Raw genomic sequence first — 11,406 nt, forward strand, 5'->3', positions numbered from 1 at the left:
AAATTTATTTTAATTTCTTCTATTTTAATTTTTGTAGTTTGTTTAGGATTTGCACCATTTATAGTTACAGCTTTTGTAAGTAAGGAAAGTCCTGTTTTTAATTTAGCATTAAATGGTCTTCAGATTTTTTCAATTGCATTTTTATTTGTAGGATTAAATATTTATGTTTCGGGAATTTTTACAGCATTTTCAAATGGAAAGATTTCTGCAGTAGTATCTTTTTCAAGAGCCTTTGTTTTTGTAATCATAGGGTTCTTATTTTTACCTAGTATGCTTGGGATAAATGGACTTTGGATTATAGTTCCTTTTGCTGAAGTTATTACTATAGGATTGTCGATTTTATTTATAAAGAAATATAAGAAAGCGTATATGTATTAGTCATATAAGGATATAAAATATATCAAGCTCATGCACTTATAAAAGTTGCATGAGTTTTTTGTTTATTTAAGAAATTATTGAACTCAAAATTTATAGAGTGTATATATTTAGGACAGTCTACATAAAGCAAATTTATCATATAGTATTAATATATCGAATAATTTTTTATAGAACTAAAAAATTATGAAGGGGGTATATAGTGGAAAATAATAATTCAGACACAGGTTTTGTTTTCTGTAAAGAGTGTGGTAATAAAAATGAACACGATGCAAAATTTTGTGCAAATTGTGGAACTCGCCTTAGTGTAGACACTTCTAAAGAAGAGTATAAAGATAATTTAATCATTTCAAAAGAATTGTATCAAGAAAATTATAAAACAACATTTGATAATAAAGATATAGAAAACTTTGTTTACAAAAATACAGAGTACTATATTCCAAAGTTTAACAATATAAAACAGACTGGACAGCAAACAAGTTGGAACTGGATTGCGTTTTTAATACCTGCATATTGGGCATTGTATAGAAAAATGTATCTAATAGGAGCAATACTAATAGGCGTTAATTTAATATTACCAATAGGACCTATGGTTGCATTTATAGCAAATTTAGCAGTTTCAATAGGCTTTGGATTATATGGAAACTATTTATATCTTAATCATATTGAGAAAAGACTTGATAGTATAAAACATTTGGATAATAATGCAAGAGAAGTGGCCATTAGAAGTAATGGTGGAGTTAACTTACCGCTAGCTATAGCAGTACCTGTTATTGGTTTTATACTTATACTAATAACTATAGTTATGTTTGGATTATTTGCAGCATCATTATATGGATATGGATATGGATTTTAGTACACAATTGATAGAGTTTATAGATTTACGTATATTTTAACGAGTAAATACGTACTAAGGATAATAGGGAATCATACAGAAGCTATCTAAAACACATCCTTTCAATATATAAAAACTATGCCTAAAGGAGGGATTATATGTCTGATATTATAGTAATGTTACTACAATTATCATGGTTTATTATAATTTCATTAACATTAGGAATATATGTATTTAAGTTTGTCATTAAACACATTAAGAAATAATATCTTAAGCACTTAGTAAAAAATACTAGGTGCTTTAAATATGCTCAATAAAACATTACATAGAATGTACTTTACAGCATATAGGAAATTATATTCGTTTTAAAATTGTGAATAAATATAATATAGATACAGAGTAGCAGGAATTTAAGAATAAAAAATAATAGCTAACATAAAATTTTTATTATATTATTTAATTTTATTACACTTAACAATATAATTATGTAAACAAAAGTATAAAGATATAAATTTTAAAGGGGGATTAATCTATGTATTACGGAGAAAAAGTATGCTTAAGAGCTTACAAAGAAGAGGATATTTCTATAGCATCAAAATTTGTAAATGACAAAGAACTAAAGAAGCTCTTAGTTACAACGATACCTTTTCCAATGACTTACTGGGAAGAAGAAGAGTGGATAAAATCACAAAAATCAAATAATGAAGGTACGTATAACTTTGCAATAGAAGATATTGAAACTAATAAATACATAGGTGGATGTGGAATTCAAAATGTAAATTGGTTAGCTAGAGTTGCAACTGTTGGTATAATGATAGGTGATAAAAATTATTGGGGTAGGGGATATGGAACAGATGCTATGAAAGTTTTAATAAATTTTATATTTAATGATATGAATATAAATAAAATAAGACTTGGTACGTTTTCTTTTAATGAAAGAGCTATAAAAAGTTATGAAAAATGTGGATTTAAAGTTGAAGGAGTTCTTAAAGATGAGATTTTCAAAGATGGAAAATACTATGATGAAATAATAATGTCTATTTTTAATAATAAATAAAAAAAGGAGAGTCGTGTTTCACGACCTCCTTATTTCATATTAATTATATTTTTAGATAATTCTTTAATACTATTCTATAACTACGAGTAGTATCAGTAATAATAACTTTAGCTTCAATAGTTTCTACTAAATCAGTGCCATTTGTATTTTAGAAAAAGTTTTTATAGGAAATATTTATAAAAAATATGAATTTATCCATTTTATATAAATATAAAAGCATATATTTCTAAAGTTAATGAAAGAAGATTTATTCAACTACTTAGATATGTTAAAATATATAAATAAGGATAAAAAACTGTAAAATTACATAAAGAGTAATAGTACTAGATAACTTATTAGGAGGGTACAATGTTAGAAAATGGAATGAAATCATGTAGTTGCAAAAACACTAAATGCACGAGATATGGAAATTGTAAGGAATGCATACAACACCATAAAACTCATAGCAAAAACAAATTACCACATTGTAAAAGACCAGAAAATATAGAAGTAGCTAAAAAAATGAGTGGTTTCTCTCATATAATCTGCTAGTTAAAATAAAGCAACGGAAATAGTAAAAAGTTTACGAAAGGCTTTGTACGTTTTATTTTAATGAAAGAGTTATAAAAAGTTATGAAAAATGTGGATTTAAAGCTGAAGGAGTTCTTAAAGATGAGATTTTAAAGGACGGAAAATACTATGGTGAAATAATAATGTCTATTTTTAATAATAAATAAAAGGAGAGTCGTGTTTCACGGTCTCCTTATTTCATACTAATTATATTTTTAGATAATTTGTATGTGTTGTATAATATAATTTAAAAACTAAAAATCAATACATAATAAAATTTCTCATTTAGAAAAAAGAATATATTATCTTTTGTGGTATGGAGGGATGTAAACATGAGAAAAGTCAAAGTGGCAGCAACACAAATGAGTTGTTCATCTAATATTGAAGAAAATATTCAAAAAGCAGAAAAGCTTGTAAAGGAAGCTGCCTCTAAAGGAGCGCAAATTATATTACTGCAAGAGCTTTTCGAAACACCTTATTTTTGTCAAAAAGAAAAAAAAGAGTTTTATAAATATGCTGTAGAAGTAGAAAATAATAAAGCAATTAAACATTTTAGAAAAATTGCAAAAGAACTAGAAGTGGTACTTCCTATTAGTTTTTATGAAAGAAAAAATAATGCAAGATATAATTCTATAGCTGTAATTGATGCAGATGGAGAATTCCTTGGAGTATACAGAAAGAGCCATATTCCAGATGGACCTGGATATGAGGAAAAATTCTATTTTAATCCAGGAGATACAGGGTTTAAGGTTTGGAATACTCGCTATGCTAAAATAGGGGTAGGGATTTGCTGGGATCAATGGTTTTCTGAGACAGCTCGCTGTATGGCTTTAATGGGAGCAGAAATTTTATTTTATCCAACGGCCATAGGTTCTGAGCCAGAAGATGTATGTATTGATGCTAAGGGTCATTGGCAAAGATGTATGCAAGGTCATGCTGCTGCAAATCTTATTCCTGTGGTAGCATCTAATCGAATAGGCAAGGAACAGATGGATGAATATGAAATCACTTTCTTTGGATCGTCTTTCATAGCTGGCCCTCAAGGTCAGATTACTATAGAAGCTAATCGTACGGATGAAATGGTTTTAACTGAAGAGTTTGATTTAGATGAGATTGATATGATAAGAGCAGACTGGGGTATTTTTAGAGATCGAAGACCAGAACTATATAAAGCTATTCTAACCTATGATGGGATTACCTCAATTTAATAAAACAGATAATTTTAATATAACTAAAAAGTAATTTTAGGAACTGCAGTTTTGTAGTTCTTTTTTTATGTCAAAATGAAATGAATATATCTTGAATTGACACAAGATTAAGCTAATTAACTATTGATTTGAAGTTTAAAGAATGATAAAATCCTGTGTTTTAGGTGTTTTTAAAAGTTGGCACGGCAATTGCTTATATAATTATTGAAAGTAAAATTAATATTAAAAAACAATACAGGGGGATATGTTTATGAAATTACCATCTTCAAGTGCTACAAATCTAAATAAAAAAGATATGAGACATATGATTACTATGAATGATTTCACAAGAAAAGAAATGGACGATATGTTAGAATTAATGTCCTTATTAAAAGAAGCAAGACGTGACAATGCTGTTCCTCATTTATTTAAGAATAAATCGGTAGCAATGATTTTTGAAGCAGGTTCAACTCGCACGAGGGTATCATTTGAGACAGCAGCAACATTGCTAGATGGGCACGCATTATTTTTATCACCACGTGATATTCACTTAGGTGGAAAAGAATCAATTGATGATACTGCTCGTGTACTATCAAGAATGTGCGACATTATTATGGCACGTACCAATGACGGTGATACAACTGAAGCACTAACAAAAATGTCTACTGTGCCAGTAATCAATGGATTAGACTGTGTGTATCATCCAACACAAATGTTAGCCGACATTTTTACAATGATGGAACATATGCCAGAAGGTAAAGAATTATCTGATTTAACAGTGGCTTTCATGGGAGATGCAACAGATGTATGCCGTTCATTACTACTAACATGTACTAAATACGGGATGAACTTTAAACAGATAGGACCGAAGAAATATCAAATGCAAGAAAAGTGGTTAAAAGTTGCAGACAAAAACTGTGCTGAAACTGGAGCTACATATGAAATTACAGATGATGTTTCAAAAGTGTCTGAATGTGATGTAATTTATGGAGATAGTTTTTATTGGACAACACAATTAGAAGAGAAGGAAGAACGTTTAGCTGCATTTATGCCAGATTATGTAATTACAAAAGCATTAATGGAAAATGCTGCTCCTGGTGCAATCTTAATGCACTGTTTACCAGCAAATGATAAAGAAGAAGTTACTCGCGAAGCGTTAGAAGGAACTAATAGTGTTGCTCTTGACCAAGCAGAAAATCGTTTAACGGCACAAATGGCAATTTTAGTTTATTTTACTCATAAGTTTAATAATTCACCATCTGAAGAAACACTAGCACATCACAAAAACAAAATTGACGGATTTTTAAATAATCTATAAGTATTTTCTGCAAACTCAATAACATAAATTCATGCAAAAAATTCTATTCATTTTCTAATTTATAGCAAATACAATAAGAAATCTAATTTACATGAGGTTTCTTATTGTAAATTAAATAATTAATATAAGAAAGGATGAAAATAAATGTCAAAAAGATTAGATACAACTCCTAAAAAAGATGAATTTAGAATGCCTGGAGAATTTGAACAACATAAGCAGTGTTGGATGATATGGCCTGAACGTACTGATAACTGGCGCTTGGGTGCAAAGCTTGCTCAAAAATCCTTTGCTGAGATTGCATCAGCAATTTCAGAATTTGAACCTGTAACAATGGGTGTATCAAAAGAACAATTTTCTAATGCAAGACAAATGTTACCAGATTATATTAGGGTTGTAGAAATGGCTAGTAATGATTCTTGGATGCGTGATGTTGGACCTACTTTTGTGATAAATGACAAAGGAGAAGTTCGTGCTGTAGATTGGAAATTTAATTCATGGGGAGGGCTAGTTGATGGTTTATATTTCCCATGGGATCAAGATGATAAAATTGCACAAAAAGTTTGTGAAATAGAGAATGTGGATACTTATAGAACGGATGGTTTTATTCTAGAAGGCGGCTCAATTCATGTGGATGGAGAGGGTACATGTATTGTTACAGAAGAATGCTTACTAAGTAAAGGACGTAACTCACATTTAACTAAAGAGGAAATTGAAGAAAAATTGAAAGAATATTTGAATATTGAGAAAGTAATTTGGATTAAAAATGGAATTTATAATGACGAAACTAACGGACATGTAGATAATATTTGTTGTTTTGCTAGACCTGGAGAGATATTACTTGCTTGGACTGATGATGAAAAAGATCCTCAATATAACATATCAAAATCAGCATATGATTTGCTTACCAATGAGACTGATGTAAAAGGTAGAAAATTAGAAATTCATAAAATACACATCCCAAATCCAATTGTAATTACAAAGGAAGAAAGCGAAGGAGTAGACGCGATTGATGGTACTCTTCCTAGAGAAGAAGGAGATCGTCAAGCGGCTTCATATATCAACTTCTATATTGCGAATGGCGCAATTATATTCCCATTATTCAATGATGAAAAATATGATAAGTTGGCTGAAGAAAAACTAAAAGAAGTTTTTCCAGACAGAAAAGTTGTAGGTGTTTATGCTCGCGAGATCATTTTAGGTGGAGGAAATATTCACTGTATTACACAGCAGCAACCATTAGGTAAGAGTATAGGTTAGAAAATTAGTATGGAGGGGTATTATGGCAAATAAAAAGAAAAAATTTAGACTAATTGATGCAGTTATGGCATCTGTATGTATTATATTAGTTGCTGAATCTGCGGCACCAGCAGCATCAATAGGAAATTCACAGTTTTTCTGGTGGATAATAATGTTGGTTGGATTCTTTATCCCATATGGTTTGATTTCAGCAGAGCTTGGCACTACGTATGATGGTGAAGGAGGACTTTATGACTGGGTAAAAAGTGCATATGGAAATAAATGGGCTTCTAGAGTAGCGTGGAATTATTGGGTTAATTTTCCTCTTTGGATGGCTTCATTGGCTGTGTTGTTTTGTGAGTTGTTTGTTGGATTAACAGGTTTGAAAATTAATATTGGAATAGAAATATTAATGAAATTATTATTTATAGGTATTGTTACAACTTTAAGCTTATTTAGAATAAGCGAAAGTAAATGGATCATTAATATAGCAGCAATATTTAAGGTATTAATAATGCTTACTATTGGTGTACTCGGAATATATGTTGCTACAACTAAAGGTATGGCAACAAAATTCACAATAGAATCTATGTTACCTAATTTAGACCTTGTAGGACTTTCATTTATATCCGTTATAATTTATAACTTTTGTGGAGCAGAGATTATTACTTCCTTGGCACCAGAAATGGATAATCCGCAAAAACAAATTCCTCAATCATTATTACTTGGTGGAATTATTATAGCAGTGTTCTATATGTTTTCTGCATTTGGAATAGGAGTAGCAATACCACTCGATCAACTGAATGCTTCTAGTGGATTTATTGACAGCATAAGATATTTAGCAGGCGGAGGAATACTTGTACCTATTCTTGGTGGAATGTTTATATTTACTTTGTTTGCAAATTTAGTATCATGGTCATATGGAGTAAACTATGTTGTCAAATACGCAGCAGATAACAAAGATATGCCGCAAATATTCACTAAAATAAGTTCAAAGACAGGAATACCAACTAATGCAACGATATTTAATGGTATCTTTGCAGCAATTTTGGTAGTACTATCCCCATTTATGCCTAGTCAGGATATATTTTGGAGTTTCTTTGGAGTAAGTGCAGTTACATTGGTTGCATCATATATTCCAATGTTTCCTGCTTTCTTAAAGCTAAGAAGAATTGATCCTAATACTCCACGTCCATTCAAAGTAAAAGGTGGTGGAATTAAATTAAAGTTAATAACTTATATTCCAATGGTACTTCTTATTACAGCTCTTATATTTACTGTAGTTCCAATGAGTACATCTCCAGAGGAGCTTAGTACAAAAGTACCACTGACAATAGGCGTAATTATATCGATAATCCTTCAAGAGATTGTTGTAATCAGAGGAGTTAAGAATAGAGATCAGAGTGAAGAGAATGTCTAGGAAATAAGTTTAATAATGGGAAAACTCTAAAGAAGATAGAAAGAGGCCTAATTTTTAGGTCTCTTCTTTGAAGTAGGTAACATAATTTATTGAATAGAATTAAAGTATTTTTATTGAATATATATATATAGATATTTGACTTTAGAATATTCAATAAGTAGGTGAAATATGTATAATATAATTTGTGCTAGAAATAAAGAATATTCAAATATGAATCCACTAATAAGTAATTATATTGATATAATGAATAGCTATAATAAAGGGATTTTAATATTTGAATCGTATACAAATAATGTATATACAAATGAAGTTATAGAAAAGATTTTTGAGATTAATAAAAATGACCTAAAAATAAAAAAAATTATCAATAAAATAAGAGAAAATAAAACTCTACTGAATAATACTGAAAAAGAAATTTATATAAATGATTTTAATATGAAAATTACAGTCTCTTTAAAGAACATAAAAGAGAAAAAGGAAATAAAATATATTATTTGTACTATTGAAGATATTTTTTTATTAAATAAATCAAATGATAATAAGAAAATGGATGAAATGATACTTGAGGATATAATAGGCAATAGCAAAGAGATTATTGAATTAAAGAAAAAAATTAAGAAAGCCTCAAAAACAGATTCAACGATTTTACTTATGGGTGATTCAGGAACAGGAAAAGAAGTGTTTGCAAAGACAATACATAGAATATCTACAAGAAGTGGTAACCCTTTTGTTGCTATTAATTGTGGAGCTATACCGGATACTTTGATTGAAAGTGAAATATTTGGGTATGAAAAAGGTGCTTTCACGGGTGCTAATCAAAAAGGTAAGCCAGGGAAGTTTGAACAAGCTAATGGAGGAGTTATATTTTTAGATGAAATCGAAAATATGTCAACCTTTTTACAGATGAAATTACTGAGGGTTTTAGAAGATAGAAAAGTAACAAGAGTCGGTGGGCTAGATGAAATACCATTAGATATAAGAATAGTAGCAGCCACAAATTACAATCTTAAAGAAATGGTTGATAAAGGTCAGTTTAGAAAGGATTTATACTTCAGATTAAACATAGTCAAATTAAATATTCCACATTTAAAAGAAAGAGGGAATGATATTTTACTACTAAGTAAATATTTTATACGAATTTTTTCTAATAAGATGAAAAAGGAGATAGTAGGATTATCTAAAGAGGTAGCTGAGATATTCTTAAATCATGAATGGGAAGGAAATGTAAGGGAACTTAGAAATACAATTGAATATGCAATGAATTTTGAAGAAAGTAATTATATTACTAAAGAAAATCTTCCAGAACAATTCTTCTCAAATAATACTAATATTAAAACTGATATTAAGTTTAAAACAATTGAAGAGCTTGAAAAGAGGGCAATTGAGAGAGCTTTAGATTATTTTGGATGGGATGAGCAAGGTAAACAAAAAGCATCAGAAGTATTAGGCATTAGCAGATCATCTATATATAGAAAGGTTAGTAAATAATTAAATATAAAGAATTTATCATGATAATTGTAAGAGATTAAGCTGTATAATTAATGAATTACTAAAAAGCTATAGTAGCATAAGTAATAAATGATAGGAGAGGACATAATGAGACTAATGAAATTTAAAAAGAAAGGAATAACATTTACAACATTTCTACAAATAGGATTTTTGATAACTATTGCAGTTACACTTATTTTATTTGGAAGTATGTATTATGTCTATTCATCAAAAATATTAATAGCGGATATAAAAAATACATTACAGAATGTCGCTATATCAGCTCAATATATAATAGATGGTGATATGCATGAAAATTTAACAGATGTGGACTCAAAAGAGTATAAGAATATGTGTAATCTTTTAGGTAAATATAGAGAAGAAGTTGGAGTTTATGATGTTTATACAATGATAAAGACCGATGAATTAAAGCCCAAGTTTGTATTAGCATCTTATGACGCTGAAAGTTCATTCATGAAATCTACTATATATGAAAAAGAAATGGGAGAAGCATTTAATGGTAAAGTAAGTGTTACTAATAAGCCTTTTACTGATGATTATGGTACATTCTATACAGCATATGCACCACTTTATAATTCAAAAGGTGAAATTAATGCAATTATAGGTGTAGATATGCATAATGATAGAGTTAAATTAATGAGGAGAGAAATAATTAAAAAAACAGTAGTATTATTTTTCATATGTATGTTAATAGGAAATCTATTAGTATATTTAGTTGCTAAATTAATAGGTAATAATTACAAAAGCCTTATATCAGATTTAAAGAAAATTGGAGATGGAGACTTAACAGTAAGTAATGACAATAAATTATTTGTAATTTGGGAGATGCAAGATTTAAGACATACAATTAATAAAATGGCAGATCGAATTAGATATTTAATACAAATTATAACTAAAAATTCAAGAGATTTAGAAATTAAATGCAATGAAATATCAGAACTTATTAGTACAACGGATACTTCAAATCAAATTATCACTTCAGCTGTAGAGCAAATGTTTAATGTTCATAAAAATGCTTCAGCCTCTTTTGATAAAAGTTTAAATGAACTTCTTTTATATGAGGAAGCTTCTAAAGCTTTTACCAGCGAGCATAAAGATGTTTTAAATTCTGTTGAGACAACCAAAGATAGCTTAGAGAATATATTACAATGTTTATGTAGGCTTAATGTTATAATATTAAACTCGGATAATAAAAATCATAATAAAATATTTATGAAAACAATTGAAGAATTTAAAATATATTGTGAGAAAATATATAAGGATTATGATTTATTTACAGAAAATATAAACTCACAGTTATTTTTATTAGACAGAGTTTCTGAAAGAAGAGATAACTTGGTTCAGTTAAATCATAAAATCTCTTCAGATTTTAAAGATATTTCTCAAGGGAATCAGGGCATTTTAGATGTGTTAGAAAAACAAGTAGATTCTATACAAGGTATTGTTAAAGACGTTGGTCGATTAGAGAACATGGCTGAAGAGTTAAATCAAAAACTTAATACAGTTAAAATAAGAACAAATATATAAATCAAAAGTATTTAAACTGGAGGAAAATAAATTTCTTGCAGTTTTTTTATTAAAAAAATCATCGATTTAATCGATGATTTTTTCTGAAATTATTTTTTATCCACAGTTTCAATCATTTTTTTTACATAAGCAGGCAACATAAATGAACCGATATGTACATCCCTATCATAATATCTTGTTTCTAATCCAAGAGCTTCCCATCTTTCTGGGTTAAAATCTTTAATTGGATCATATTTTTTCGATGCAAAACCGAAAAGCCAGTGGCCAGACGGATATGTAGGCATATTATACTGATATATTTTGCTTATAGGAAATAATGATTTGATTTTCTTCACTGATTTTCTCATTTCTTTAGCGTTTTTTTCATAAAATGGACTTTCACATTGATTTACT

9 protein-coding genes and 2 pseudogenes are annotated in these 11,406 nt (G+C 28.9%); 10 read left to right on the top strand and 1 reads right to left on the bottom strand.

All coding sequences use genetic code 11. The features are described 5' to 3' along the window. The 10 genes and pseudogenes from VLM92_RS15815 to VLM92_RS15860 form a co-directional block, all read left to right on the top strand. A pseudogene (locus VLM92_RS15815) lies at positions 1-378 on the top strand (MATE family efflux transporter); the annotation flags it as partial. A 199-nt stretch (positions 379-577) separates the two neighbouring features. Next, positions 578-1,231 (top strand): DUF2628 domain-containing protein, encoded by a 654-nt coding sequence (locus tag VLM92_RS15820; RefSeq protein WP_325277283.1) that lies wholly within the window; start codon positions 578-580, stop codon positions 1,229-1,231. Positions 1,232-1,742: 511 nt separating this feature from the next. Then, positions 1,743-2,267, top strand: coding sequence for a GNAT family protein (locus tag VLM92_RS15825; protein WP_325277284.1), 525 nt, complete (start codon positions 1,743-1,745; stop codon positions 2,265-2,267). Between the two features lie 348 nt (positions 2,268-2,615). Further along, positions 2,616-2,798 (top strand): hypothetical protein, encoded by a 183-nt coding sequence (locus VLM92_RS15830; RefSeq protein WP_325277285.1) that lies wholly within the window; start codon positions 2,616-2,618, stop codon positions 2,796-2,798. 350 nt (positions 2,799-3,148) lie between these two features. Then, positions 3,149-4,024, top strand: a complete 876-nt coding sequence (gene aguB / locus VLM92_RS15835; protein WP_325277291.1) for an N-carbamoylputrescine amidase — start codon at positions 3,149-3,151, stop codon at positions 4,022-4,024. A gap of 250 nt (positions 4,025-4,274) precedes the next feature. After that, on the top strand, positions 4,275-5,321 hold the full coding sequence (gene argF, locus VLM92_RS15840; RefSeq protein WP_325277286.1) for an ornithine carbamoyltransferase: 1,047 nt from the start codon (positions 4,275-4,277) through the stop codon (positions 5,319-5,321). A gap of 144 nt (positions 5,322-5,465) precedes the next feature. Further along, positions 5,466-6,578 (top strand): agmatine deiminase, encoded by a 1,113-nt coding sequence (aguA, locus tag VLM92_RS15845; RefSeq protein ID WP_325277287.1) that lies wholly within the window; start codon positions 5,466-5,468, stop codon positions 6,576-6,578. A 22-nt stretch (positions 6,579-6,600) separates the two neighbouring features. Continuing rightward, positions 6,601-7,977, top strand: a complete 1,377-nt coding sequence (locus VLM92_RS15850; protein ID WP_325277288.1) for an APC family permease — start codon at positions 6,601-6,603, stop codon at positions 7,975-7,977. 168 nt (positions 7,978-8,145) lie between these two features. Then, positions 8,146-9,465: a sigma-54 interaction domain-containing protein gene (locus VLM92_RS15855; protein WP_325277289.1), complete on the top strand. Its 1,320-nt coding sequence runs from the start codon at positions 8,146-8,148 to the stop codon at positions 9,463-9,465. Between the two features lie 108 nt (positions 9,466-9,573). Continuing rightward, positions 9,574-11,013, top strand: coding sequence for a methyl-accepting chemotaxis protein (locus VLM92_RS15860; RefSeq protein ID WP_325277290.1), 1,440 nt, complete (start codon positions 9,574-9,576; stop codon positions 11,011-11,013). Between the two features lie 89 nt (positions 11,014-11,102). Here VLM92_RS15860 and VLM92_RS15865 read toward each other — a convergent pair. Further along, positions 11,103-11,406, bottom strand: a pseudogene (locus VLM92_RS15865) (spermidine synthase); the annotation flags it as partial.

This window comes from Romboutsia sp., assembly GCF_035470145.1.
Lineage (GTDB): Bacteria > Bacillota > Clostridia > Peptostreptococcales > Peptostreptococcaceae > Romboutsia_D.

Excerpts from the sequence above, each read along its gene's own strand:
- VLM92_RS15825 (WP_325277284.1), top strand. The coding sequence starts at position 1,743 with ATGTATTACGGAGAAAAAGTATGCTTAAGAGCTTACAAAGAAGAGGAT.
- VLM92_RS15830 (WP_325277285.1), top strand. The coding sequence starts at position 2,616 with ATGTTAGAAAATGGAATGAAATCATGTAGTTGCAAAAACACTAAATGC.
- aguB (WP_325277291.1), top strand. The coding sequence starts at position 3,149 with ATGAGAAAAGTCAAAGTGGCAGCAACACAAATGAGTTGTTCATCTAAT.
- argF (WP_325277286.1), top strand. The coding sequence starts at position 4,275 with ATGAAATTACCATCTTCAAGTGCTACAAATCTAAATAAAAAAGATATG.
- aguA (WP_325277287.1), top strand. The coding sequence starts at position 5,466 with ATGTCAAAAAGATTAGATACAACTCCTAAAAAAGATGAATTTAGAATG.
- VLM92_RS15850 (WP_325277288.1), top strand. The coding sequence starts at position 6,601 with ATGGCAAATAAAAAGAAAAAATTTAGACTAATTGATGCAGTTATGGCA.
- VLM92_RS15855 (WP_325277289.1), top strand. The coding sequence starts at position 8,146 with ATGTATAATATAATTTGTGCTAGAAATAAAGAATATTCAAATATGAAT.
- VLM92_RS15860 (WP_325277290.1), top strand. The coding sequence starts at position 9,574 with ATGAGACTAATGAAATTTAAAAAGAAAGGAATAACATTTACAACATTT.